Source organism: Paenibacillus sp. UNC499MF (assembly GCF_900107975.1).
Lineage (GTDB): Bacteria > Bacillota > Bacilli > Paenibacillales > NBRC-103111 > Paenibacillus_F.
Genome location: NZ_FNVF01000002.1, coordinates 524,586 through 549,978, shown reverse-complemented (window position 1 = coordinate 549,978; position 25,393 = coordinate 524,586). Strand labels below are relative to the sequence as shown.

The window sequence follows — 25,393 nt, the reverse complement described above, 5'->3', positions numbered from 1 at the left end:
AGCGGATCGTATTTTCAAAGCCATCCACAAGTATTCAACCGTTATTTCCCAAAGGAGACGCACCGTTCCTATTACGCGAAACCGGTACAAAAGCATCTATAGAAATCCCTTGAATATCCTAACGCATCCGGCGCCGCACATCTAATGAAGAAATTGTTAAGGGAGGCTTAGCGGTTTTCATCCTGCCAGCGCCACAATTCCTTGCTGGAAGTGGAGATGCCGATGACCCCGCTTCCGAGAGCGGCGTTAAAGTCTTCGAGATCGGTCATCAGACCGCCGGCAATGACCGGCACGTCCACCTCGGCCCGGATCCGCTTCATAATCCGCGAGCAGACCATTCCCGGAAGAACCTCGATCGCGTCAGGCTGGGAGCTTTTTGTCATTTTAATGCCGTTATCCAGCGACACCGAGTCGAAAACAAAAAGCCTTTGTACGGTAATCAAGCCATACTTTTTCCCTTCGGCAATAATGTTGTTCTTCGTCGTGACGATTCCGTCGATGCCGATTTTCTCCGCCATATAGGCGACTCCCGCTTTGTCTTTGCCGATTCCTTCGATCAGGTCGAAATGGACAAAGGACAGCTTTCCGGCTTCGCGGATTTTTTCCACAATCCCTTCGATCATAAAAATATCCGATTTCAATATGAAAACGATATTGGAGGAGGTCTGCAAAATGCCCGGCAGCTCCTCCGCATTCATCAGACTTGTAATCACGGGTTTCTTTTTCAGACAATAAGCCACTCTCTGTGCACGTTCTGTCGTCTCTTTCATCCTCATCACCTCATCGTTGATTAAACATTCTCCAGGTCTCCGGTCCAATCAAACGTTCAGTCCCATCAGTCCCTTGGTGCAAGTAACCATGCCGCATTTCCCGGCTGCCTCAAAGCTGTATCTTGTATCTCCCTGCGGCAGGTTACTGGGAAGAACAGCCCTGTTTCACAATGGCGTGAACGGAAGGCAGCACATAGGTCGGCTTAAACTCGGCCGATGCGATATCCGCTTCGCTCGTAATGCCCGTGAGGACAAGCGCGGTACTCATTCCCGCCTCGGCTCCCATCCGGATGTCCGTCTCCAGACGGTCTCCGGTCATCAGGCAGTCCTTCGCTTCCACCTGCAAAATATCGAGCGCGGTAAGCGCTGTCATGACGGAAGGCTTGCCCATAATCAGGGTGACCTTCTTGCCGGTAGTGCCTTCGATGGCGCCGATCATCCCTCCGCAGTCGGGAACGTCTCCGCCCGGCATCGGGCACGTTCTGTCGGGGTGGGTCGCGATGGCTTCCGCACCATGCTTGATCGCCTGGTAAGCGAAGTCCAGATGATTGTAGTGAAAATCACGGTCCCAGGAAATGACGACCACACCGGTTTCCTCCGGCGTGTCCGCGAACCGGATGCCGTTTTCCAGAAATTCTTCTTTTAGAATCGGCTCTCCGATGACGTACACCTTCTCACCCGGATAGTGATTCTGCAAATAATGGATCGTGACGAGCGCGGGATTCAGCATCTGTTCCATGCCGATTTTCACGCCGAATTTGTCCAGCTTTTTAACGTAATTTTCACGGGATTCGATTGTCTTGTTCGTCAAGAACAGAAGCTTCTTTCCTTTGGACTGCAGATGATGGATCGTTTCCACCGCTCCTTCGATCGCATGATCGCCCAGGTAAATCGTTCCGTCCAAATCAAATATGTAGCCCGCATAATGATCCACCTCTTCACTCCCTTTCTCTCACATAGGCTCTCACGTAACCTGCCGAAACGCCTGTTACTCGGGTGCTTCACTTTTTCCGTTTAAAATTCCGCCGGTCAAAGGGATTCTTTCCAGTTCCCGGCCCAAGGAGATTTTAGAAGAAATCCCCACCGGTAATTCCTTCAGCAATTCATCGTAAGGCTCGTCGTCGGTCAGATGCACGAGTATGCCCCGGCCGATTTTGCCCCAGTCGTAGTAACCGGCAATGTCGCGCAAGGTGCTGTGCATCGCCAGACTTCTCTCCGCCGTCGTCGATTCATGGACAAGCAGATCGATCCGGGCCATGTCCCGAATGAGCGGGTTTGGCGTCGTATCCGTCGAATAAACGAATACCGTTCCGTTGTGTTCCACCTTGATGCCGACGGCCGCAACACCGTGCCTGCTCGGAAAAACCGACAGGGCCGTCTCGTCTTTTTGCCATAAAAGCGCAGGCTCTTCCCACTGGAACGCCCGGACGGAAATCTCGAAAGCAACGGGCCATTTCGTCAGCCTCATCAGCTCCAGCCAGTTTTGCAGCCATTCTTTCTCCGACTCGTCGCAGTAAATTTCCAGCGGATCTTCACGGCCGTCGATCCACATCCCCCAGAGCAGGGAAGGAAGACCGTAAATATGGTCGATATGAACATGCGTAAACACGACCCGCTTGATTTCGTGCGTTGTAAGCCCGAGTGTTTTCAGCTTCCCGAGCGGGTTGCCCCCGATATCTATGAGGGTGCTCCCGTCCGTATCGCGCAGAAGCAGATACGTATTGTCTCTGTCTCTGCCCGAGGAGGCGCACGCCGTTCCCATTAAAATCAGTTCCATGTCTGCGCGCCCCCTACTTGATGCCGGAGTGCATAAAGCTGTCGACGAATTGTCTCTGGAACACGAAGAAAGCGATGAGCAGCGGCAGGATAACCATCAGCGTCGCTGCCGTTACCGTCCCCCATTGGGCGCCGGTTTCAAACGACTGGGCGAAAATCGCGATCCCTACGGTAAGCGGACGGGATTCCACGGAGTTCGTAACGACGAGCGGCCACATGAAGTTGCTCCAGTGGGTGCTCACGGAAATGAGGCCGAACGCAATGTAAGTCGGTTTGGCGGCGGGCAGGTATACGTACCAGAGCGTCTGCCACCATTTGCAGCCATCCATGCGTGCCGCTTCGTCCAGATCGAGCGGAATTTGCTTGAACGTCTGGCGCAGCTGGAACACTCCGAACGAGGAGGCCCAATACGGCAGCATGATCGCCAGCTTCGTGTCGACAAGGTTCAGCTCTTTCATGATCGTGTAGTTCGGGTAGATCAGAATGTCCGGCGGAATCATGATCTGCGTCAGGAAGATGATGAACAGAATACCCGAGCCGACAAAATTCAACCGGGCAAACGCATAGGCGGCCAGCGTGACCGTAAAGAGCTGAACGGCCAGGATGCCGACGACAATGACGATCGTATTCCAGTAATACTGGAGGAACGGAATCGTTTTCCACGCGTTGATGTAGTTTATAAAGGTCGGATTTTCAATCGCAAACGGATTGGCCCTTGTAATGATTTCTTCCGAAGGCGTGAAGGAAGTGAACACCGTCCATACTAGAGGGATCAGGAAGGCGATGGCAAGCAGAATAACAATCGTCCGGTTGATGACTTGATGCATAAAGGGTGCCTCTCCTTTCTCCTAGTAATGGATTTTTTTATCGAGGTAAGCGTAGTTGAAAATGGATACGGCAAGCAGAATGACGAGCAGGATGACCGTCAGTACGGAAGCTTTGCCCATGTCCCAGAAGCTGAACGCCGTTTCGTAAATGTGATAAAGCAGCAGGTTGCTCCCGTTATCCGGGCCTCCCTTGGTCATAATGTACAGATGGTCCACCAGTTTGAAGGAATTCGTCACCGCGATGATAAAAACGAACGTCGTGGTAGGCATCAGCAGCGGAAACGTAATTTTGCGGAACACCTGAAAAGGGCTCGCGCCTTCCATCTTGGCGGCTTCGTACACTTCCTTAGGCAGACTTTGCAGCCCTGCCAGGTAGAAAATCATGAAGTACCCGGCTTCCTTCCAGATGACCATAAACATCATGGCGTACATGACCCACTCGGGACTGCCGAGCCAGTTGGGGCTCTCGATGCCGAATACACCGAGGAATTTATCCAAAAGCCCGTAATCCGGCGTATAAATGAACAGCCATACGTTGGCGATGGCAATCATCGGAATGATGGTCGGGTAGAAAAAGGCGGCACGGAGCAGCCCGTTGCCCTTCAGCTTGTTATTCACCCAGATGGCCATATAGATGGCGAGAAAAATACTCGTCGGAACCGTGCCGACCGCCAGAAGAATGTTGTTCTTAATGACTTTGCGGAACACTTCATCCTGCAGGACGGATTTATATTGATCAAGCCCGACAAACGTACTGCTTTCGAAGTTGGAGCTGTAGAAGCTGAGATAGATCGACTTGAGCGTCGGGTAAAACGTGAACAAGGCCAGGAAAATCAGAGAAGGCAGAAGGAGCGCATAAGCGAACGCATTCTCTTTCCAGTTAAATTTGCTCTTGATGGTTGCTGTTCGTTGAGCCAATCAAATCACCCGTTTCTTCACATGGAGAGGTTGGTCGAAAACGACAGGAAGCCGCAGGTCACATCAGGTGATCCCGCAGAGAAAGAAGGATTCCTTAACGCAACTGCGGCTTCTCATCGTCTCTAGCCGAACATGTTTTAAGTTAGGTACTGTTATTTAAAATTTTTCAGAATGCCGTCGGCCGCTTCCTGCGATTTCTGCAGGGCTTCTTTCGCCGTCATCTTGCCGAGCAGCGCAGCCTGAATATTGTCGTTGAACAGCTTCGTTATCTGGCCGTTCTGGTACGTGGAAAGCTCGCTGTCCGCGTGCTCCAGCTGATCTCTGGCTACTTTGGCCTGCGGGAACGATTCGATGTACTTTTTCAGCTGATCGGTTTCGTAAGCGGCTTTCGTCGTGCCGACATATCCGGTGTCGATCGACCACTGGGCCACACGCTCCGGCTTCGTCAGGAATTCGATGAATTTGACGGCCGCTTTTTTGCGTTCTTCCGGGATATTTTTGAACACATACAAGTTGCCGCCTCCGGTTGGAGAACCGAACTGCTTGTTGGCCGGCAGGAAAGCGACGCCGAAGTTGAATTTCGCATCGGTTTTGACTTTCGTCAGGTTGCCGGTCGTATGGAACATCATGGCCGTTTTGCCGCTGATGAAATCGGAAGGCACGGTCGCCCACTCGATCGCCCCGTTAGGCATCACTTTATCCTTCTGCCCGAGATCCATATAGAATTGAAGAGCTTCTTCGACGTGCGGCTTGTTGAAAAATACCTGTTTGCCGTCGTTCGACATAATGTTGTCGCCGGACTGCAATGAGAGCGCTTGCAGCATCCAGTATTGATAGCCGGTGCTCGGGATTTCAATCCCCCACTGCGACACTTTGCCGGATGCGTCTTTTTTGGTCAGCTTGGCCGCAGCCTCGCGGAGCTCGGTCCAGTTTTTAGGTGCTTTTTCCGGGTCCAGCCCCGCTTCCTTGAACATATCTTTGTTGTAGTAAAGCACGATCGTGCTGCGCTGGAACGGAACGCTCCAGACGGTATCGCCGGATTTGGTATTACCGAGGAACGCTTCATAGAAGTTTCCGAAGTATTCCTTCGGGAAGCGTGGTGTCAGGTCCTCGATGGCTTTCATCGAAAGCAGCGTATACAGATCCGTCGAAAGCAGAACCGCCATATCCGGGGAGTTATTTCCCTGCACCGCCGTAGCGACCTTCGTCATCGTATCCTGGTAACTGCCGCCGTAAACCGGCTTGATTTTGATCGTCGGATTTTCTTTCTCGAAATCTTGGGCAAGCCCGTCGATAATTTTCGTAATCGGTCCGCCTACGGCAACCGGGAAGTAAAATTGAAGCTCGACGGGTTTGCCGCTGTCGCCGCCCGCACCTTTGTTGTCCGTGGACGCCGTACTTCCGCCGCCTCCTCCGCAGGCTGAAAGGAGCATGGTGAGCGCGATCATAAGAACCATTAGTTTTTTCAAGAACGTTCCCCCCTGAAATTCGTAAAGTGTGTAAGTCTGTGCTGGTTGTGAGCCCTTGCCCTTTTTGTGAAAACGCATTCATTTATTTGCGGTAGCCCGGGTATGATCGCTCCTTTCAATAAATAGGCATAAGAAAAAGAAGCCTCCAGCATAAAAACACCTCCGAAAAGGAGTATGCGTGAAGGCTTCTCATCATCTCTAGCCATCGTTGGATCAGGTGTGATATTTGTCTCCATCTTACACGGAAGCGGTTCCATTGGCAAGAGATTTTTGTCAAAAAAAATTCATAATAGGAAGGAGATTTGCACCTCTTCTCCTTTTTAGCCAAACCCATAAGGCCCAAAAAAGCATATAATGGAAGAGGAGGTGAGCAGACATGTTCAGTAAAGAAGAAAAAGAAGCGCTCTATAAAATCATGTATACCCGGCGTGACGTCCGTACATTCCGCAGCGATCCGATTTCCGATGAAACCGTTATCAGGCTGCTGGAAGCCGCCCATCATGCCCCATCCGTAGGATTTATGCAGCCCTGGAATTTTATCCTGGTCACGTCGGATGAAATCAAGGAACGGCTCGCCTGGGCGGCCGACAAAGAAAGAAGGGCGCTCGCCATTCATTACGAAGGGGAGCGACAGGACCAATTTCTGAATCTGAAAATCGAAGGTCTGAAGCAGGCGCCCCTGACCGTATGCATTACCTGCGACCCGACGCGCGGAGGTTCTCACGTTCTGGGACGCAACTCCATTCCCGAGACGGATATGATGTCCGTCGCGTGCGCCATCCAGAACCTGTGGCTTGCCGCTTGCGCGGAAGGACTCGCAGCCGGCTGGGTCAGCTTCTACAAGAAGAACGATATCCGCGATATTCTGGCGATTCCGCCCCATATCGATCCGCTCGCTTTAATCTCCATCGGTTACACGGATCACTATCCCGCCCAGCCGATTCTCGAAACGGCTAACTGGGAAAAGCGCCGGGCCTTGGACGGCCTGATCTACCGCGAAACGTGGGGACAGCTCGAAAATTAAACAAGGGAGTATTCCGTCCGGAATGCTCCCTTGTTTTTTGCACCATCGCGCTATGCGGTTGTAAGGCGTGCGGGTTCTGCTGCCGCAGCACTCGGCCGTATGTTACCGGGCCGTTCCCGCCGCAGTTTGCCCGTGTTCATTCCGGCTTTGCTCCAGGTAGTCTGCGGCAAAATGAAAACCGCGCTCGAGCAGCAGAGGAATGACTTTCTCTAACGTACGGACAGTTTCTTCCCGGGTTCCTCCACCGTCATGAAGCAGAATCATGCTGCCGGATTCTGTCTTTTCCTCAATAAGACGGACCATGTTGTCCACCCCGGGGAAAGACCAATCATACATTTCGAGTTCCTCGGACCACATCATAATTTCGTAACCCCGGGCCCGGAGCAAATCGATAGTCCCCTGATTCAGCAAACCGTACGGAGGGCGGAAAAGAACGGGCGAAAAACCGACGGCATCTCGTATGGCTTCATCCGTCAAGGACAGCTCCTCGTTCAACTCTTTCTCATTAAGGAGGATCATGAAAGGATGGGTATAGGTATGATTGCCGATCGCATGCCCTTCATCCACTATCCGCTTAACGATGTGCGGGTGCTGCCGTACCCTTTCTCCCATTAGAAAGAATGTACCGGTGATGCCGTATTTTTTTAAAAGATCCAGGATCTGCGGGGTATAAACGGGATCGGGGCCGTCGTCAAACGTTAAATAAATTTTGTTTTCTCCGTTCGGAACTCTGCGAGGGAGATCCTCATGCGGCTCTGTGTAAAGAGAAAGCATCTCTTGCGCCACTCCCTTAATAACCGCGTATCTTTTCAGATCACAGCTGTCCGAGGCATAAGTAAGGCCCGCTTTTGCGCTTACGAAGATATAATGTGCCCAGTCCACTATTTTGTTTGCTTCCAATGTCCTCATCCTTTCATGGGTTCCGATTAGCATGTACGGGTGCACGTCTGTAATAAAGCCGCCCGTCCGCTCCCGCTTCCGCCGGTTCAATCAAATTCAGACTCTGCAAATAATTCAGGCTGGCCAGCATTTCAAACAGCTTAAAACGGAGCTGCTCCGCGTTTACCGGCACAAAGAACACGAGACAGCACAATTCAAAAGCGGTCATCGGCTTGTCCAGGCGGGCCAGTATGTCGTCAATGCGCTGCCGGTACTGGGCCGCAATGTCGGCCGCACGGGCGTTGTACTTTCGGAAAGGAATCATATGCCCGGGATAAGCCTTCCGGACAGGCAATTCGGCATGCTCCTTCAGCGAACTGAAATAAGAGCCGAGCGGATTCTCGTCAAATCCGAGCGTGAAATTAAGGTTTGGCAGCATTTTCGGAATCACATGATCCCCGCAAAAAACGAGCTGATCTTGTTTGTCGTATAGACAGAGATGTCCTTCCGCGTGGCCGGACACCAGCTCGGCTTCGAAGATCGACTTACCGAGCACAAGTTTATCGCCTGCCCGTATAAATTCCGTATCCGGATGGACATTCACAGACTTCACGTAATGCTTCAGATCCGGCGCGGTAACTTCCAGCAGATGCCCGGGAGCTCCGTGCCGGGCGAAAAGCTCCAATACCTCTTCATCGTAAACGGAATCCGCCGACCATATTCGCGAGGCCTGAAGGAAACAGGACTCCGTCATGCGAACCGGGGCTCCCGTCACTTCCTGGAGTCTCGCGGCCAATCCGTAATGATCCACATGATGATGAGTGATTATAATGGAGGTGATATCTCGCGGAGAAATCCCCAGATGTCTCCAGGCTTGCTGCCACAAGCCGAATGTTTCTTCATCGGGCATTCCCGCATCAAGCAGCGTGTAGCCGTCTTCCCCGCGGATGAGATAAGCGTTCAGCCACTGCAGGACACTGCCGACAGGCAGCTTCACACTGACAATGTCCTCGGTTTCCTGCTTGAGCAGCTCCATTCGTCACACTCCTTTCCATCTGCGCCGCTTCAGGCTGTACTCAGGCTTTCACCGTCATTACCTTCTTGCGCGTATAAAATTCAAGTCCGTCTTTCCCGTTCACATGCAGATCGCCGTAAAAAGAGTTTTTGTAGCCGGAGAAAGGGAAAAGCCCCGTCGGAGCAGGTACGCCGATGTTCACTCCCAGCATGCCGGCATCTATTTCCTCGCGGAACTGGCGGACGGCAGCGAGCTGTCCGGTGTAAATGCAGGCTCCGTTGGCAAAAGAAGAGCGGTTGGCAAGCGCGATCGCCTCTTCCAGATTGTCCGCCTGCATAATGGACAGCACGGGCGCGAAAATTTCTTCCTGCCAAATCTTCATGGCCGGGGTAACTTCATCGAAGACCGTCGGTCCGAGAAAATAGCCTGCGCCCGATGCGGCCCTGTCTTTTCGGCCGTCCCGCAGCAGAACGGCGCCTTCCTGTTCGCCGGAGCTGAGATAATCCAGCGTCCTGTCCTTGTGGCTTTGACGGATAAGGGGACCAAGTTCCGTCTCCTTCTCCTCACCGCTGCCGATCTGCAGCCGGTCCGCCGCGGCAAGCAGTTTTTGCTTCAAGCCTTCGCGGTCTCCGCCGACCAGAACGACGACGGAACAAGCCATACACCGTTCACCGGCGGATCCGAAAGCCGACTCGATAATGCTCTTGACCGCAAGATCTTCATCCGCATCCGGCATAACGATGGAATGATTTTTGGCTCCGGCAAGAGCCTGAACTCTTTTGCCGTGCTGTGCCGCCGTTTTGTACACGTATTCCGCAACCGGCTGCGAGCCGACGAAGGATACGGCTTTGATCTCGGGATGCTCCAGAATGCCGTTCACCACTTCGCGCGCGCCGTGCACGATATTGAACACGCCGTCGGGAAGCCCCGCCTCCGTGAACAGCTCGGCCAGCCGGTTCGCAAGCAGAGGCGTACGTTCGGACGGCTTCAAAATGAACGTATTGCCGCAGGCAATCGCCATGGGAAACATCCAGCAGGGGACCATCATGGGGAAATTAAACGGTGTGATGCCCCCCACTACTCCAATCGGGTAACGCAGCATAGTCGTCTCTACACCGGTAGCCACATCCGGAGTAATCTGTCCCATCATGAGGGACGGAATACCCGCCGCGAATTCCACGCATTCGACGCCGCGCTGGACCTCCATGTACGCATCCTGCTGAGATTTCCCGTTCTCTCTCGTGATCAAAGCGGCAAGCTCGTCCCAGGCTTCAACGAGAAGCTGCTGGTATTTAAAAAGAATTCTCGCCCTTTTCTGAACGGGTGTGTTTTTCCACGGCAGGAAGGCGGCCTTCGCCGCTTGAACAGCCTCATCCAGATCTTTGCGGGTTGACAGAGGGACTTGGGCGATAACTCCGTCATCAGCCGGATTATAGACCGCTTCCGTCACGGATGAAGAAGATTCCTGCCAGCTGCCGGATATATAGTTTTTCAATAAAGTGGTCACAGAAGCACCTCATCTCCTTTCGGCTTGCACATGATTTGATAAGCGCGAGCTTTGGATTTTCACATAGCGGATACAGTAGGCAGAGGGAAGGAGCGGCTCATCCGGAATGCTCAAATCCCCTCCGTCCAGGGGCGTATCCAGCGTTACCCGAAACGGCCTCTCGCCTACTTTGAATGCGACGGTTTTAACCTGCGCTGTACGATACTCAAAAGGCTTTCCTGCCGGCGTTCCGTTTATGGAAAGGCGTAAGCTGCCGTTATCCGGATCAATGGACAGCGCGCAGTCATACTCGGTTCCCTCTTCATAGGTTTGTAAAAATACGCTGCTTTCTCCTTGCAGGACCGAAATACATCCGTCCGTACTCCACTCGAGTCCGAAGGCCGTTTCTCCCCGGCCGTCGGTCAGCTCGATCGTAAGGGGTACCGTTCCGATGGCAAGGGGCCGGATACCGATTGTCACATCCGTCTGAAGATCGGCCCGGAAGGCGAAAGCTTTCTCGACTTTGACGTAGTCATAAGGGTCGCGGCTGCTCAAGATAAGCCCGGAATCCCCCCGCAACCGGATCTCCGACCACTTCGGCTGGTAGACACTCCAACGGTCGAAATCCTCGAGGCCGGAGCCTGGACGAGCCGCCATCCCTCCGCTCTCTTTGGTCGCAGGAGATAACATGTCCGTTACATGATCCGGTTCGGATTGTGACTCGGCCATGTTATGCCCGGGTGGGGCATAACCATTGAACGAGCTATTCACATCCGATCCAAGCTCAGCGGACGACTCGGCCTCTTCTCGGGTGTCAGGCTCCAAGGGTACCGGTATGCGGGCCACCCAAATGTCCTCTTTGTTCATGCTGTAAGTGACCCAGATTGCATCTTCTTCGGGCGTGCCGTTACCGGGCGTTATTCCGCGGACATAATTCATCCCGTAAAATTTGTAAAAACCGGTATAGCGGCGGGGAGGAGCTTCGCCTCCGATTAACCGGAGCTTGTCGAAGTGACGCCCATCCTCGCTTACGGCTGCGGCCAGCGGCCAGCGGTACGCATTGTTCGGGTTGGGATTGTACAGCAGCGCATATTTGCCGTCCGGCGTTTGCTGGCCCCACAGCTTGCTGCCCGCTGTAACCAGACCGTCTATCTCACCGGTCTCCGTCCAGCTTTCCCCGTTGTCCGAGCTCAGCGCGTATTTGCCGTTTTTACCGATGCCGGCCACCTTGTTGTCCGGCAAGGAATAGCAGCTCAGCGCTTTATAGCCCGTAAGCGGATAGAAGCCATCCTCGCTCTGATCCTCTTCCCACCACTGAGCCGTCGCCAGCTTGTCCTGCAATAACAGACGGCATGCCTCGACAAACTTTTCATCCGGCGATTCCGTATAGAAAGGATATTTGGTATTTCCGGTATCCCATCCCGCATGAGCATTCAGCCGGATGAAATAGATCGGCCCCATGGACCCGTCTGGGTAAATCTCGCGTACGACCCGGCCGATTCCCCTGCCGTCATTGGGCATCACGGAAAGTTCCGGACTGATACCGTAAAAGCCCAGTGTCAGAAGTCTTCCGTCCGCTGCAGTATAGAACCCCATACGCTGATGCATGACGGAAAGGCTGCCCTTCGGCAGGTCGGTCCCGTCCGGTCCGATGTACACACCGGACGGTATTTCATAAGAAGGGAACGCAACCCTTGGCTCGGTCCATTCCCTGCCGTCGGCCGAACTGGTGATCATCGTCCGGGCGGGAGGATGATTCTCTTCCACGGGACATGTAATGTACTGCAAATAAAACCGCTGTCTCCAGAATGCCAGCATTGGCGCGTTATGAAAGGTCCAGCCGGGACCTCCCTCCAAGTCAGGCATAAGCCTGGAAGCACGGACCGCCTGGTAATGCCGTACACCGGGTACAGGCCGGAGACGGCCGTGATGCTGCGATACTTCCACTTGTTCCGTACCGGTATATTTCATCTTTTGGCGCCCTCCTTAGCTTCTTCTTAGGATTCCTTAGAGAGAGCCGCGGCGCCGGTAGTTTCGAGAAGCGCCGCCCAGTAATTCCTCTCCCGGTAAAGAAGCGGTACCGCTAAGGTCATGAGCTGCTCCCTGTTGAATCTTCTCTTCAATGAAAATTTCGCCTTGATAAACACATTTTTCGCTTTGAACCAGCCAAGGGCCAACTCCTCAAGCTCCCGGTCGAGCGTCTGAAAATCGGCTTCTTTTATAAATCCCGCATCCAGTAAATAGCGCAGCATAAGCCGGTTTCCCGCCTGTCTGCTTTCAATAATATTGACGCCGACCAGTCCGTTGGTCATGCTCTCTTCGAACATATCCGGTTCCGGTGTACCTTCCCACAGATGCTCTGTCTGCAGGCTGTCCAGCTCTCCGATCAGCCTCTCCGCGTGGCGGCTCAAATCGGAAAGCTTGAATTCGTAAGGCGGAATCTCTTCCTTCAGCCGGATCAGAGAACAAGGGGGCTCCTGATAAGCCGGGTTATTTTCCGTTTGCGAACTGAGAAAAGCCTCCTGCAGACGCTCGGGCGGAACTTCAAAATCCCGGAAACCGTTGATATCGTCATCCAGTACCCGATATACCGAACGCTCCGCATCGTAACCCGTGATTAGCGAGTAATGGTACCAGTGGTACTGTTTCCAGGCGAGTGAGTTCGGAATCCAGTGAAATAAATCCACATGGACGACCGGGAGTTGACCGCTGTCCAGCAATTCGCCGATTTCCTCCCCGATTTTCTGGGGATTCCGGAAATTGTAAGGCTCCCACTTTCGGATAAACGAATTAAAAACCTCATTCTGATACTCAAGCGGATGGTCCATCGTTAAATAAGTGAATGCAGGATCAGCTGCGACCTGATACGTATAGTGATTCAGATAAGCCGCCGTCCGGTAGCTGGAATCGTTAGAGACGGCAATAGAATATACCGTATTCGAAACGCAGTTCATCCAGAAGTCGTTAAACGGGTGTAGAGATTGGTTAGAGGTCAACGCAGCGCGCTCCCTTCTTGATCAAGATGAAAATCAGCCCGGTATCATAGCCAGCCGTTCCAGCCAAAGCTCCAGAACCTGCTTTTCTTTCAGCGCCATCGCATCGAGGCTTTGGATGATCTGTTCGATCAGACGCGCGCTTTGAGTGAGCTCGTATTTGAGCAGCTTGTTTCTTAAGTTGAACAACTCCTGTTCCATTTGCCGATACGCTTCCCGTACGATGTCCAGACCCGAATGTATGGCAATCCCATGATCCTGCATGTACTGCAGCCGGACTCCCATAACTTTCTTGTGCTCCCAAAGGATATGAAGGTAAGCGATATTCGTTACGACAGCACCTTCTCTGTCCAGAATGCACCTCAAAGACTCCACAGCGCTTTTGTAAACATCGAGTCCGAACACCAGCCTGGAACGCTCGGGAAGTGCGGCTCCGGTATGCTTGTCCGCCGAGTCCACGTACTGGGTCAGAAGCGGTATCACCTTGTCCAGCTGGAATTCCGGTTTAAAATCTTCTCTCGGCTTTAACAGGAAAACATCCGTAACGGGAGAATGGATAATCCCTTTGGCAATATCGGCGAAAGGGACAATTGAAGAAGCGAAAAGTCTGCTTTTGTTAAAACCAAGAATCCGGAAAGTTTGCTCTTCCAGATCGTATCCGTAGATCAGCGCTTCCTGGACAACGTGTTTCTTTCCGTGAAAAGGATTGTCCGCCACAAAATATTTATCTACATAGGCATACACGTATTGGCCCCGGTCAATAGCTTCTACCGCCTGCCGGTGAATGTCCTGCTCTTTTCCCGCCGCTTCCGGCACTATAGTCAGCACTTCACTGAAACAGCCGGGCTCGTCCGCGTTATAAAAACGGATTTCCGCGGCTTGTTCTTCCCCGGTCCTGGTCAGCGAATAAGCCTGCAGCTGTATAAAATTGTTGAGCATCCACGGCAGATAAGAATCGGCCGGACCGAGTATACTCAACGGAAACGCGTAATACATGCGTCCATGGATGGGAGGTATCTCCACAGGCAGCATTTTAATTCCCGTTTTCACGCGTCTTCACTCCTTCTTCGAATTAGACAGCCTTCCGTCATCCCCATGCTGCCACTGTGCGGGATTACCAGATGTACCGGAGTCCGTGCAGCCTCGATTTAAGCTCGTCGATCAATGCTCTTTCTTCCTCTTCGCCTTCCGCCTCGAATGTGACGGAGAAACGCACATAGGCGCCCGCATCGTCCCAAGGCACGGTGGAGATCAGCTTTTCCGTAATCAGATATTGGGAAAAGTCCTCCGCACTATCGAAACGCGGCCCTTCTTCTATGCCCTTCGGAGCTTGCGCATATAAATAGAAGGTCGCTTTGGGCTTCCGGACTTTAAAGCCGACCGAGCCTAAAGCTTCAGCCAGAAGGCCGTGCCGTCTGGAATATTTGGCTGCGGTAGCCTCCGTAATTTCCGGATGGTTCAGGCAGTAAATGCCCGCTTTCTGAATCGCAAGAAATTGTCCGGAATCATGATTGTCTTTCGCGTAAGAAAATGCTTTCAGAACAAGCTCGTTGCCGACCACGAAACCCAGCCTCCAGCCCGTCATGTTGAACGCCTTCGACAAGGACTGAATGGCAACGCCTACGTCCTTGGCTCCCGGAACGGACAGGAACGACAGCGGCGGTTCACCGTCGAACGTCAATGCGGCGTAGGCCTCATCGGATACGACGATAATTTCATTTTCTTTGGCAAAGCGGACGACTTCTTCATAAAACGCCCGGGTAGCCACGGCACCGGTCGGATTGTTCGGGTAATTCAGATAGAGCAGCTTCGCTCTTTTCTTCACCTCGTCGGACAAGGCATTCAAATCGGGCAGATAGCCGTTCTCTTCCAGAAGCGGCATCTTGACCACTTCCCCGCCCAGCCACTGAGTATGGGTGCCTATAACCGGATAACCCGGCACGGTCATCAGCGTAATGTCTCCCGGGTTGATGAATACAGCCGGAATCTGGGCGAGAGCGGGCTTGGAGCCGATACAGTGGTTGATTTCGGTCGCGGGATTAAGTCCCTTTACACCGTAAACCCGCTCCATGTATGCGGCTGCCGCCTCCTTGAAGTCAACCGACCCGTTATCCGAGTAAAACCGGTTTTCACGTTTGGCCGCTTCCGCGGAGAGAACGTTAACGACCTCCTTGTCGGCCATCCAGTCGGGCTCCCCTAATCCCATATCAATGATAGGAATACCCGGTTTCTCCTTCAAAGCTTGAGCCTTCGCCCGCTTGATTTTCTCGAATTTGTAGACCTCGTTTCCTTTGCCGAACTTATCTCCGCCGATGCGGTCCGCAAAGGACTTTTGAATGTAATCTTGAAGAACGAGCATGATTATCCCTCATTTGTGTGTTTTTATGGAGAACCGGCGGTTTTCCCGCCGGTGCCGAGCTTGCTTTTGCTTAGGACAGTGAGTCCGCCAGTTCCTTGCGTTTGATTTTACCGACTCCGCTGCGCGGAATGCTATCTACCGTAACAAACTTTTGCGGCAGCTTGAAAGGTGCCAGATACTGCTGGCAGTGCGCGATAAGATCGTCGATCGTCACACCGGAATCGAGAACGACGAAGGCTACCGGATACTCGGTCGTTTTCCGCTCGTTCATGACACCGACAACGGCGACATCCTGGACGCCGGTCAGCTTCAGCAGAACATTCTCTACTTCAAGCGGGTCCATCTTCTTACCCGCGACGTTGATCATATCGGAGGAACGGCCGTTAATGTACAGGTGGTTGTTTTCTATAAACCCTCTGTCCGTGGTCTGATAATAACCGTCCGGCGAAATGACGAACGGGAAGGAAGCTTTATAGTAGCCTTTAGCCATCGAGGAGGAACGGACTTGAATAATGCCCGATTCGCCGTCCGCAACGGCAAAGCCCTCTTCATTGACGATCCGGATATCCACACCGGGTACCGGAGTACCCAGAGAAGCTTCCTTGCTGCCGTTATTGAACGTGCAAGGACCCGCCTCGACGATCCCGTAATAATCGCAGATCTCCATACCGGTTTTATCCAAAAACGCCTGCTTCACGGCATGGTGGAGCGGAGCCGCAGAGGACAAGCACAAGCGGAGGTTGTGTCCCGGTTTGCAGTATTTCGAGTTGTTCAGCAGATCATAGACGACGGGGAAGGCGACCAGAATCGTGATATTTTCCTTCGACACCGTTTCCCAGATCGACTTTGGTGTAATCTGCTTTGCGATAAACAGGCAGGCGCCCGACACGAATACGGCAAGCAGGGAAGTATTGAATGCGAGTCCGTTATGGAACAGCGCGGTCACCTGAACGTTGTCGGCGGAAGAGATTCCGGAAGCCTTCGCCCAGTTCACTCCGGCATTGATCACCGCATCATGGGTGAACATCAGGCATTTGGGACGGCCTGTCGTACCGGAAGAGAAGCGGCAGGTCGCCACATTCGCAAATTCGTCTTCGTCGAACGAATCGAAACTTTCTTCCCGCAGCTGCACCTGAATCCGGCCTTCGCCGTCAAGCGTCAGAAGGGAACCGATGTTGTAGTAGGAGCAGAGGTTGTCCACCTCATCCTGGGTAAAGGTGTGATCGATGAGCATCGGGATATACCCTTCCAGAAGAAGGCCGTAGTAGGCGAACAAATAGTTCGGGCAGTTCTTCATGGAAATGCCGACGGGATACTGCTTCGGAATCTGCTGTTTGATCCAGGCTCCCGTCTTCTCCACCTGGTTCCAGAACTGGTGGTACGTATAGCTTTCGTCCGCATAGCGGATCGCTTCTTTCGGTCCGTATTTCTGTACCGCTTCATACAGCTTGTCGATGATGCGCTCGTTTTGAGCCGGCGAATCACCCTTTACCACTTCGCTGTCTTTCGGTTTGTTGAGATAGTAGCGGTCCATTTTAACCTTGAAAGCCGAGTTAACGTCATCTTTGCCCAGCGTACCGGAGTAAAGCAGGTCCATGTTCTCCCCGAGGTTAAACAATTCCTTCGCTTCTTCGTCGTAATAACCGCCGATGGCGGAGTAGCCCAGCTTCAGTTCTCCCGACTTCAGGTAAATCATTTGAGCCAGAATTCCCATATCCACCAGTCTTTGCTGATACGTATAGAAGTTTTTGTCATTCACCTGGGACTTATCGATCGCAAAGAAGAACAGGACCGAAGAATCGTGTACGAATTCCTGATCGAAGCAAAGCTGAGTCGAACGGGCTCTGAAATCGCCGGCCTTGATCATTTTCAGCTCGCTTCCGTTGAATTCATAGGTGCCCGGAATCATTCCCTCCACGGCATGGACGACGCAGAATATGCGGATCGGCATACCGAGGCTGTTTACAAATTCAAGCAGACGGATGAAATCGTGACGCGGAATTTCAACCGGCAAATAGGAGGAGCTGGAGCGGCGCTCGATGATCAGGCGCAGCATCTCGTTGTAATCGTTCCATTCCGCCGGAATATGATGGCGTACTGTCCAATCCTCGGACGGCTGCTGATGCTGGAGAGACTGGCGCACCTTTTCCTGGTACAACCGGATCGGTTCCCAGTCAAAAGCGGACAAACCGCTGTCGAACGTAGTGATGCAGCGGCTTTGGTAGTTTCCGCGATAGGCCTGCTGCACGGCCCGGGGTTTGGTTTCGTGCTGCTTGACAGCGATAATGCCGACCGGTTCCTCGTGGCTGTCCAGATGAAGCAGCGTTTTGATATGCTGATCTTTGCACGCGGTATACGTGGTAAAGTTTACGCCGAGCGAATGAAAGATCGTTTGGAAATTCGCCAGAACATGGCCAGCGTCAATAAAACTGAAGCGATAACCGCGATGGGAGTATTTCCAGCAGCTGCGCCAAGGGACGGCGGAAACCATGATGTAGTAATCCGCGTCCTGGTCCTGTGGAAGAATTGCCTCATCCAGCAGGAAAAGAGAATCGGCGCAGGCGATTTTATGAAGGGAAGTGTTGAGAGGCGAGTAATAGTAGATACCCGGCTCCACACCGTCCAGCGAACGGACGATAACATACACGTCGACAGGGTAGCAGCCTCCGGCAGACGGGAACGACCACAGCATTTCAGACTGGTAGCCGTAAAATTTAACCGACGTGACGCTGAAAGAGCTGAGTAGCACCTGCTCCAGAATGCTTAATCCCGTTTTGGGCAGCATATCTTCATTTGTTTTGTTAAAAACGGAAGTTTTCAGGCGGGTATAAGGACCTTCGAAGTTTTTATGTCTTTCAGGACGGGGCGACTTGGAGAATTTGCTTCCCACGTATTCCCGTCCTTTTAAATTGTAGAAAATGGACAGGGCATCCTCTTGAGTTAACAGTTGATTGGTCATGTTACACTCCTACCAAGTGGTTTTTGGAATGGGGATTAAAGTGCCGGTCCGCTTTCCTGCACCAGTAGGCCCAGTACTCCCGGATCGCTGTCGCGCCGAAGATGATTTTGCTTTTCATTTTGATCTCGTGGCCTTCCGTCCATGTATAAGGAACACCTGTGGACTCGGCGATAAGCTGCAGCTTGCACGCGTTCTCCAGAACGGCTGCCCAGCAGACGGTTTCCGGAATCGTTTTACCGGCTGCGACAAGTCCGTGGTTTTTGAGCAGCAGCGTGTTGCTTTTTCCGAGCGATTCCGCTACCTGTGCGGCAATATTCGTGTTTGTAACCGTATTTGTAGTCAGCGTAAAACGCTGTGTGTTCATAATCGGGGTAGCATCGTGCGTAACCGGACGAAGATCCAGATCCGTGGCGCTGAAGATCATGGAATACGGAGGGTGCGAGTGAATAATGCAGTTCACGTCCGCCCTCGCTTTGTACGTTTCGGTGTGGAGCGGCCATTCCGAAGGAATATGCCCCTCACCCTTCAAGCGGTTGCCTTCGGCATCGATAAGGATAAAATCGTCGGGCGTCGTTTCTTCCCAGCCCAGAAACCCTTTCCGGATCCAGATGTTTCCCGTTTCGGGGTCGCGGTATGAAATTTGCCCGTTGTTAATGTCGTTATGTCCCTCCAGATACAAAATTTGAGAGGCATAGACCATCTCTTCAATAAACTGGCTCACTCAATTTAGTCCCCTTCCGGTTGAAAAATGATTAAAGTACGCACGTTATACAGAAATTTTCTGAACTTCCTGTTCAATGAACTCCGCCAGACGGGAAATGGAGTTGAGTACTTCCGGACTGATTTCTTCCACTTCGGTCTCAATATCGTAAGCTTCCTCCAGCAGAACGACGATTTTGATCTTCGCCAGGGAATCCAGTCCAAGTCTTCCGATATCGTCGCCTACTCTTTCCAGATCCTCAGGCGTCACATTGCCGTCCGAGGCTTCCATAATAAATTGTTTGATTTTGTCTTGAATATTCATCGTTTTCCCACCTTCTTCAGATTGATGTTCCTAGCCTCCGTCCTCTGTACGGTACTGGACTTTGGGAGGGAATACCGTCGAAGCCGAACGGGACTTCGTCCCCATGGATAAGGAGTAGATCGGCATAGCGAGAGCGGTAGTCACTAGCGCCATCAGTACGAGCATGGCGTAAAGCTTGGGTGTGATGATTCCGTAAGTCATCCCGATATTGATGACGACCAGCTCCATCAGTCCTCTGGCATTCATCAATCCGCCGACTGCGGAGGCTTCTCTCCAGCTGAATCCGATCTTTCTCATATAAAGCGTACATCCGCCGTATTTGCCCAGAATGGAGCAAACCAGCAGGATAAGGAACGGAGCCAGCATATCGGCGCTGAACAGGTCCAGCAGATTCGTCTTCATCCCCGAATAAGCGAAATAAAGCGGGAGAAAAAAGACTACGGTAATGTCTCTGATCTTGACGTTCATTTCGCTGAGAAACACTTCGCTGCGCGGCATGGCCAGTCCCAGTATAAAACAGCCGAAGACGGCATAAATGCCGATGTATTCCGTGACGAAGCTGGCTCCCAGTGTCAGCAGCAAAACGGTGGCCAATCCTCCGTGCGATAAGAAGCCGGCCTTCTGGACCTTTGCGCCAAAACGCTGCATCAGCGGTTTCACGACAAACAGGACGATCAGAACGAACAAAATGGTATACAGCAGAGTCGACACTCCGGAGAACATACTTTTGGCTTGTACCATGACGATCACGACAGCCAGAATGCACCACGAAATAACGTCGTCTATACTTCCCGCCAGCATAGTAAGCGAGGCGAAACGGGATTGAAGCAGCCCCTGCTCTTCCAGAATTCTCGCAAGCATGGGAATAGAGGTAATCGATAAGGCGACTCCCATGTACAGAAAAAATTCGAGCTGGGTAATCTGCTGCTGCGCAAGAGATGCATACAGGAAGAGGGAGATTCCTCCCCCAAGCAGAAAGGGAGGAATAATTCCCGATGAAGCGAGCATACCGGCCTGCCGGAACGACTTCCGGTCGATGCCTTTCATCTCCATACCGACAAGCAGCATGTACAGGCACAGGCCGAAATTGCTTAAAATGTAGATCACATTGCCGACATCCGCAGTAAATACCGCTTTGCCGATTTCGGGAAAGAAATACATGAAGCAGGTGGGTCCCAGAAGAATCCCCGCTACCATCTCTCCGATTACAGAAGGAAATCCGAGCAGGACCGCCACTCTGGCCATAATCCGTGCAGACGTAAGAATGAGAATTAGAGCGATCATTACATTGAGAAGAAGATGCATGATTTACGGCCCCCCGACGCTATACCGTCGTAACGGGAACCGCATTGGAAGCAGGTTCCTTCGTTCCCTTCAAGAAAGATTCGTCGATATCGAAATACAGTTTCCGGATCGTTTCCGGCGCCTGCTGTGCTCCCCACATAACCACTTCATAAAGGGAAAGCATGTCCATCTTCGAAATAAAACGCTTGTCCGGGTTCAAAAATTCATACTGATCCGGAATAAAGCCCTGCACTTCTTCGTAATAGCCGTAAATCCGCTTAGTCGCTTCTTCCGTAGAAAGCCCATGATCACGGACCGCTTCCACCGTCGAGGCCACCTTTTCAAACAGAGGCTGGAACTCCGCAAAATCCACGCACAAGGAGCCGATGAACGGAGCCTTCTCGATATCCAGCAAAATTTGCATGTCTCTTTCTTTGTAGAATTTGGAGAGAACCTGAGTCAGGCGAAGAGAGGTAAAAGCTTGTCCAAGCGCCCATACGCGGTACCAGGCATTCCAGAGATTAAAGTCACGGAAAGCGGTGTACGAACAGGAAACGAGGCGGTCATTTGTGTCATAAGATTGCTGGATGATCCGGGAAACCGGTTCAAAGCGCTCTTCATTGAAGTCGTCTTCCCTTACGGCGTCGATCAAGCGCTGGGCAAGCGAGTTGATCGTTTCCGTCGTGATGGCAAGACCCCTGGAGAACAGCGGATCGATAAAGGCGGAAGCATGTGCCAGCAAACAGAAACGCTTGCCGATAACCTTGCTTGCGGAATATTGAAGCCGGCCGCCGCTTGAAATCCATTCTCTTACCGGTTTGGCGTTTTCGAATTGTTTTTTGACATCGGGGTAAGCTTCGAGGAAGTCGGCAAATTCTTCTTCCGGCTTTTTGTTCGGAACGTTGTCCGGATTGCGATTCAGGTCGTATTGAAGACCGACGCTGCATAGGATACTCGTGGATTTCGCGTTGTTGTCAAACGGGATGACCCACAGCCAGCCGCCGTCAAAGATATGATGCAGCGTACCGTTATGAATCCGGTTAGGGAGCTTGTGCTCATCCTTATTTGTAATTTCGTCGAACGGTTTTACGCCGACCATGTGTGTGAACAGGGAACGGGAGTTTGTTTTCATCCGGGACGGCTCTTCACGCAGGCCAAGCCGCTTCGCCAACACGGAGTTGAAGCCGCTGGCGTCCACGATATACTTGGCACTGAACTCTTCGTTCGCCGTCGTTTTGATATTAACGCCGTCCTCGTGGAAATCGATATCGGTGATCATCGTCTTCTGCTTCACTTTGGCGCCGTACTTAATGGCTACCGCCATCATGTAAGCATCGGTGTCCTGTCTGAACAAGTGAGCTTCGGGTCCGTAAGGGATATTAGGGACCGGCAGCTGCGTGCTTTCCTTCGGATTCTGGGCTTGTCCCTCACGGTGATAAAAGAACGAGAAATTACGTTTTGTTCCGGAATTCGATGTGATATGATTTTGAACAAACGGAAGTGTGCTGCAGTGCATGATTTCAGGCACATCGTAGCGCTCGGCCATAATCCGCATCATAAAAGATGTGGCGGGAATCATGGATTCCCCGATAACGAAACGCGGATGAGTGGCCGCATCGATAACAAGTACGCTGATCTGCTGTCTGGCCAAGATGGCGGAAAGGATCGTTCCCGCGATTCCTGCCCCGATTACGATAACATCATAGTTTTTTGCTGTTCCTGCTGCTTTGTTTTCCATTAAATTGAATGCCCCTTCCCTATTGGAAATCCTGTTTTTGGCTAAGCGTTGGCTTTCTCGGCCACACTCGCGGACACGAAGTCCACCATGTTCTGAATCGTTTTGATGTTGTAAAATTCCACGCTTTCTTCATCGATTTCGAGATCGTAAAACTTGATGATCTCCAGCATCGATTTAATCAGGGTTAACGAGTTTAGCCCCATCGTTGTCATATCGTCATTGCTTCCGATCTGGTCAACGGCGATGTCCGACTGTGTAAGGATTTCTCTGATTTTGTGCTCAATTGGATTCATAAAAGTTGACTCCTCCTATATTTTTTGTGTCAGCAGCTCTTCTTTCAGGGTCTGGATCATTTGAGTTTCGATTTCGTAGAGTCTGCCGCATGCTTCCGTAATTTTGGGAACACTGATTTTCCCCAGGATCTTGTAGTTGGTAATCAGCTTGCGGACCCTGTCGGTCAATTGGATGCTTTCATTTAAAGATTCGCGGATGGAGGTTTCAATGTTCATGACATCGAGGAATCGACTGAACAGGAGTCGGGAGCTGTAAAGGAAGAAAAACGCATTCTGGTACGCCTCCAGTTCTTCTTCCACCTTGGAGATGTCTGCACGGTTGGCTTCCAGAAAATCGACAGCCTGCTGGTAAATTTTAAAATCGTCGCGGCATTCGTGGACCCAGAGCTCGAATTTCGCTTTGATTTGGTCCAGTTCAGGATTGGCCGCCCGTTCGCGGTCGATGTCGAAAATCATGATCTCTTTGACAAATTGTTCTACGGGATTATCGTCATAAGCTTTTTCAACCGTTTCATGGGGGTAATAGTCGAAGAAATCCGGCTGGGCATGGTCCTGGATGAACCATTTCTTTCCGCCCTCGTGGCTGAGCTGGGAAATCATCATGCAGTGGGGTTCATGCTTTTGGAGATAAGTAAAGGTGCGGTGTTTGAAGTAATATCCGTCGATGAAGAAAAATACGATTTTCCCCTCATCCAGCGCTTCGATAATTTTCGGCTCCGCTTCTTGGAACGTTTCGATTCTCTCCTGGCGTAATGTCAGGCCGAAATGATGAATATCGTCCAAAACGTGTTTTTTGTCGTGAAAAAGCCAGCGGTTGTCCCTTTTTTCGATAAAATGATCGTAGACGTTACGGGTATCTTCCAAGGCGCCGTAAAACATATATTCAACCGGAATGCCTTCTGCTTTCCAATAGCTTACATAATGACTTTCCACACAGTTAAAAAAATCCTCATCATATCTTGGTATTATTTTCATTTTTTAATATCAACTCCTTAATCTTCTATTAATATCCATTTTGTGCTTAAAAAAAAGGGCTGCCTATGTCGACACCTCGCTTTCTTCACCTTCTCATGCTGCGTCATAGACTATATATCTCCAGTGCACATCGTACAAAACGACGGCACAGAAATATCCAAGCAAGATCTCTTACGAAACGTAATCGTAAAGCCAGACTTAAACCGCCTGTCAAGCGGAAGCGGGAGCCTTTCCCCGCCTCTCTTGAAAGTTACTGATCAGGCGCCGACCTCGCCGGTAAGAACAGGGGCTTTCTTGGTCCCGATTCCTTTGCGGTGAAGGACAAAATATCCCGCGGCGGCGATTAAGCTGAAAACGGCGTTGGCCGCGATCAGGAATTGATAGTTATTCGCAAGGTCGAAGTTGAATCCACCGGCGATTGCCGCAATGACTCCGCCCAATTGATGAATGAGCAGGAGAATTCCCGTCTGAAGGCCGATTTGTTTCTTGCCTTCATTCAATGCTTCTCCGGCAACGAGAATACCTCCAGGCACAGCGCCAAGATAGGTCGCTCCGAAAATCAGCGAAAAGAGAATAGGAGAATACTCAAAGTGGAAGAACAGAACCGCGAAAGCGGCGATACGGAAGAAATATAAGTAAGCAAGTGCTTTCACACGCGGCATGTAGTCCAGAAGGATGGAGAACGTGACGCCCCCAACCAGTTCCAAAAGTCCCAGCAAACTCAGGGACGAGGACATCATCACATCGGGCACGTGAGCCAGCTGGTGAATGGCCATCAAGTTCATTTCGACGGTGCCCATGCTGATACCGCACGTAAGCAGGGCGAACATAATGACCAGCATAACCGGGCGGGTCAGGTAAAGCAGGAATGCCTTGAAGCCTTCCGACATTTTCTTCAGGGAAAAGACAGGTTCTGCGGGAGCCGGCGGCTGTTCTTCACCGGATTCCTTATTTGTAGGAGACGATGTGTCCTGTACGGATGCTGCCGGCGCCTCTTCTTCGGCTGCCTCTTTGTTGGAACGGACAATCAATAAAATCAAGGGGATGAACGCGAGCGAAATAATAAACAGCACGGTATATACCGTTGTCCAGCTCAGCCAGCTTTTGTTGCTGACAAGAACGGGAGTGAGCACCGCCAATCCGAGAGAACCGGCACTGCCAATGATCATTAACGCTTTGGCGCGGTGATGTTTAAACCAGTTTGCGACCAGCACATAGCTGGCCGAGGCCCCTATACCCGCTATGCCTGTAATCAATCCGAATCCAAGGAAATAACCGATGGGATTGCGGAAAAGCAGAACGATAGCCAGGGAAAGCAGGTTGGCGATCGCGCTGTAAATCATGACTTTCTTGTAGCCGATTTTGTCGATCAGCCAGCCCCCGAGCGGTGCGCTGATTGCGCCGATAAAAATGGCCGTGGACCAGGTGGCCCCGAGAAAGCTTCGTCCTACGCCCAGAGTTTCCGAAATGTCCTTCTGGTAATACGCCATGACGAACCTGCCCAAAGATCCGACAAAACCGAACACCCATAAGAATGCCAGAAGAAACCAGGCATATTTTTGCTCTTTGAACAGCAAACGCATCTAACTCCTTTCACCCTCGTC

At 51.8% G+C, this 25,393-nt stretch carries 22 protein-coding genes; 1 reads left to right on the top strand and 21 read right to left on the bottom strand.

Annotated elements, in window-relative coordinates:
- Positions 1 to 167: 167 nt before the first annotated feature.
- The 6 genes from C4S74_RS07575 to C4S74_RS07550 form a co-directional block, all read right to left on the bottom strand.
- A complete protein-coding gene (locus C4S74_RS07575) occupies positions 168 to 770 on the bottom strand; it encodes a glycerol-3-phosphate responsive antiterminator (RefSeq protein WP_016423882.1) in 603 nt (200 codons plus the stop codon).
- Between the two features lie 142 nt (positions 771 to 912).
- On the bottom strand, positions 913 to 1,704 hold the full coding sequence (locus C4S74_RS07570; RefSeq protein ID WP_103994729.1) for an HAD-IIA family hydrolase: 792 nt from the start codon (positions 1,702 to 1,704) through the stop codon (positions 913 to 915).
- 54 nt (positions 1,705 to 1,758) lie between these two features.
- Positions 1,759 to 2,547, bottom strand: coding sequence for an MBL fold metallo-hydrolase (locus C4S74_RS07565; RefSeq protein WP_103994728.1), 789 nt, complete (start codon positions 2,545 to 2,547; stop codon positions 1,759 to 1,761).
- Between the two features lie 13 nt (positions 2,548 to 2,560).
- Positions 2,561 to 3,373 carry a carbohydrate ABC transporter permease gene (locus tag C4S74_RS07560; RefSeq protein ID WP_103994727.1) on the bottom strand — a complete coding sequence of 271 codons (813 nt, stop codon included), beginning with the start codon at positions 3,371 to 3,373 and terminating at the stop codon, positions 2,561 to 2,563.
- Between the two features lie 21 nt (positions 3,374 to 3,394).
- Entirely contained in the window at positions 3,395 to 4,291 is an 897-nt protein-coding gene (locus C4S74_RS07555) for a carbohydrate ABC transporter permease (protein ID WP_009677173.1), read from the bottom strand.
- Between the two features lie 152 nt (positions 4,292 to 4,443).
- On the bottom strand, positions 4,444 to 5,760 hold the full coding sequence (locus C4S74_RS07550; protein WP_103994726.1) for an ABC transporter substrate-binding protein: 1,317 nt from the start codon (positions 5,758 to 5,760) through the stop codon (positions 4,444 to 4,446).
- Positions 5,761 to 6,136: 376 nt separating this feature from the next.
- Between C4S74_RS07550 and bluB the strand changes: the two genes are divergently transcribed.
- Entirely contained in the window at positions 6,137 to 6,784 is a 648-nt protein-coding gene (gene bluB / locus C4S74_RS07545; protein ID WP_103994725.1) for a 5,6-dimethylbenzimidazole synthase, read from the top strand.
- 102 nt (positions 6,785 to 6,886) lie between these two features.
- Here the strand turns inward: bluB and C4S74_RS07540 are convergent, their stop codons facing one another.
- The 15 genes from C4S74_RS07540 to C4S74_RS07470 all read right to left on the bottom strand — a co-directional run bounded on the left by C4S74_RS07540 (position 6,887) and on the right by C4S74_RS07470 (position 25,372).
- Positions 6,887 to 7,693, bottom strand: coding sequence for an NUDIX hydrolase N-terminal domain-containing protein (locus C4S74_RS07540; RefSeq protein WP_258042422.1), 807 nt, complete (start codon positions 7,691 to 7,693; stop codon positions 6,887 to 6,889).
- 4 nt (positions 7,694 to 7,697) lie between these two features.
- On the bottom strand, positions 7,698 to 8,699 hold the full coding sequence (locus C4S74_RS07535) for an MBL fold metallo-hydrolase (protein ID WP_103994723.1): 1,002 nt from the start codon (positions 8,697 to 8,699) through the stop codon (positions 7,698 to 7,700).
- A gap of 40 nt (positions 8,700 to 8,739) precedes the next feature.
- Positions 8,740 to 10,185 carry a CoA-acylating methylmalonate-semialdehyde dehydrogenase gene (locus tag C4S74_RS07530; RefSeq protein ID WP_103994722.1) on the bottom strand — a complete coding sequence of 482 codons (1,446 nt, stop codon included), beginning with the start codon at positions 10,183 to 10,185 and terminating at the stop codon, positions 8,740 to 8,742.
- 9 nt (positions 10,186 to 10,194) lie between these two features.
- Positions 10,195 to 12,135: a hypothetical protein gene (locus C4S74_RS07525; RefSeq protein ID WP_103994721.1), complete on the bottom strand. Its 1,941-nt coding sequence runs from the start codon at positions 12,133 to 12,135 to the stop codon at positions 10,195 to 10,197.
- 26 nt (positions 12,136 to 12,161) lie between these two features.
- Positions 12,162 to 13,160: a hypothetical protein gene (locus tag C4S74_RS07520; RefSeq protein WP_103994720.1), complete on the bottom strand. Its 999-nt coding sequence runs from the start codon at positions 13,158 to 13,160 to the stop codon at positions 12,162 to 12,164.
- Between the two features lie 33 nt (positions 13,161 to 13,193).
- On the bottom strand, positions 13,194 to 14,207 hold the full coding sequence (locus C4S74_RS07515) for a hypothetical protein (RefSeq protein ID WP_103994719.1): 1,014 nt from the start codon (positions 14,205 to 14,207) through the stop codon (positions 13,194 to 13,196).
- Between the two features lie 64 nt (positions 14,208 to 14,271).
- Positions 14,272 to 15,516, bottom strand: coding sequence for an LL-diaminopimelate aminotransferase (locus C4S74_RS07510; protein WP_103994718.1), 1,245 nt, complete (start codon positions 15,514 to 15,516; stop codon positions 14,272 to 14,274).
- A 70-nt stretch (positions 15,517 to 15,586) separates the two neighbouring features.
- The gene (locus C4S74_RS07505; RefSeq protein WP_103994717.1) at positions 15,587 to 18,475 is read right to left on the bottom strand and encodes an AMP-binding protein; all 2,889 of its coding nucleotides are present in this window, start codon (positions 18,473 to 18,475) and stop codon (positions 15,587 to 15,589) included.
- A 1-nt stretch (position 18,476) separates the two neighbouring features.
- Entirely contained in the window at positions 18,477 to 19,196 is a 720-nt protein-coding gene (locus tag C4S74_RS07500; RefSeq protein ID WP_103994716.1) for a class II aldolase/adducin family protein, read from the bottom strand.
- Between the two features lie 45 nt (positions 19,197 to 19,241).
- Positions 19,242 to 19,499 (bottom strand): acyl carrier protein, encoded by a 258-nt coding sequence (locus C4S74_RS07495; RefSeq protein ID WP_009677174.1) that lies wholly within the window; start codon positions 19,497 to 19,499, stop codon positions 19,242 to 19,244.
- Between the two features lie 30 nt (positions 19,500 to 19,529).
- Positions 19,530 to 20,804 (bottom strand): cation:proton antiporter, encoded by a 1,275-nt coding sequence (locus C4S74_RS07490; RefSeq protein ID WP_103994715.1) that lies wholly within the window; start codon positions 20,802 to 20,804, stop codon positions 19,530 to 19,532.
- 19 nt (positions 20,805 to 20,823) lie between these two features.
- Positions 20,824 to 22,521, bottom strand: coding sequence for an NAD(P)/FAD-dependent oxidoreductase (locus tag C4S74_RS07485; RefSeq protein ID WP_103994714.1), 1,698 nt, complete (start codon positions 22,519 to 22,521; stop codon positions 20,824 to 20,826).
- Between the two features lie 41 nt (positions 22,522 to 22,562).
- Positions 22,563 to 22,814: a phosphopantetheine-binding protein gene (locus C4S74_RS07480; protein WP_103994713.1), complete on the bottom strand. Its 252-nt coding sequence runs from the start codon at positions 22,812 to 22,814 to the stop codon at positions 22,563 to 22,565.
- A 15-nt stretch (positions 22,815 to 22,829) separates the two neighbouring features.
- Entirely contained in the window at positions 22,830 to 23,789 is a 960-nt protein-coding gene (locus tag C4S74_RS07475) for a hypothetical protein (RefSeq protein ID WP_103994712.1), read from the bottom strand.
- Between the two features lie 257 nt (positions 23,790 to 24,046).
- Positions 24,047 to 25,372 (bottom strand): MFS transporter, encoded by a 1,326-nt coding sequence (locus C4S74_RS07470; RefSeq protein WP_103994711.1) that lies wholly within the window; start codon positions 25,370 to 25,372, stop codon positions 24,047 to 24,049.
- Between the last annotated feature and the right edge of the window lie 21 nt (positions 25,373 to 25,393).

What these genes read in the sequence shown, in the direction of transcription:
- C4S74_RS07560 (WP_103994727.1), bottom strand. Translation starts at nt 3,373, where the DNA reads ATGCATCAAGTCATCAACCGGACGATTGTTATTCTGCTTGCCATCGCC.
- C4S74_RS07575 (WP_016423882.1), bottom strand. Translation starts at nt 770, where the DNA reads ATGAAAGAGACGACAGAACGTGCACAGAGAGTGGCTTATTGTCTGAAA.
- C4S74_RS07495 (WP_009677174.1), bottom strand. Translation starts at nt 19,499, where the DNA reads ATGAATATTCAAGACAAAATCAAACAATTTATTATGGAAGCCTCGGAC.
- C4S74_RS07490 (WP_103994715.1), bottom strand. Translation starts at nt 20,804, where the DNA reads ATGCATCTTCTTCTCAATGTAATGATCGCTCTAATTCTCATTCTTACG.
- C4S74_RS07510 (WP_103994718.1), bottom strand. Translation starts at nt 15,516, where the DNA reads ATGCTCGTTCTTCAAGATTACATTCAAAAGTCCTTTGCGGACCGCATC.
- C4S74_RS07565 (WP_103994728.1), bottom strand. Translation starts at nt 2,547, where the DNA reads ATGGAACTGATTTTAATGGGAACGGCGTGCGCCTCCTCGGGCAGAGAC.
- C4S74_RS07525 (WP_103994721.1), bottom strand. Translation starts at nt 12,135, where the DNA reads ATGAAATATACCGGTACGGAACAAGTGGAAGTATCGCAGCATCACGGC.
- C4S74_RS07540 (WP_258042422.1), bottom strand. Translation starts at nt 7,693, where the DNA reads ATGAGGACATTGGAAGCAAACAAAATAGTGGACTGGGCACATTATATC.
- C4S74_RS07480 (WP_103994713.1), bottom strand. Translation starts at nt 22,814, where the DNA reads ATGAATCCAATTGAGCACAAAATCAGAGAAATCCTTACACAGTCGGAC.
- C4S74_RS07535 (WP_103994723.1), bottom strand. Translation starts at nt 8,699, where the DNA reads ATGGAGCTGCTCAAGCAGGAAACCGAGGACATTGTCAGTGTGAAGCTG.
- C4S74_RS07485 (WP_103994714.1), bottom strand. Translation starts at nt 22,521, where the DNA reads ATGGAAAACAAAGCAGCAGGAACAGCAAAAAACTATGATGTTATCGTA.
- bluB (WP_103994725.1), top strand. Translation starts at nt 6,137, where the DNA reads ATGTTCAGTAAAGAAGAAAAAGAAGCGCTCTATAAAATCATGTATACC.
- C4S74_RS07505 (WP_103994717.1), bottom strand. Translation starts at nt 18,475, where the DNA reads ATGACCAATCAACTGTTAACTCAAGAGGATGCCCTGTCCATTTTCTAC.
- C4S74_RS07470 (WP_103994711.1), bottom strand. Translation starts at nt 25,372, where the DNA reads ATGCGTTTGCTGTTCAAAGAGCAAAAATATGCCTGGTTTCTTCTGGCA.
- C4S74_RS07475 (WP_103994712.1), bottom strand. Translation starts at nt 23,789, where the DNA reads ATGAAAATAATACCAAGATATGATGAGGATTTTTTTAACTGTGTGGAA.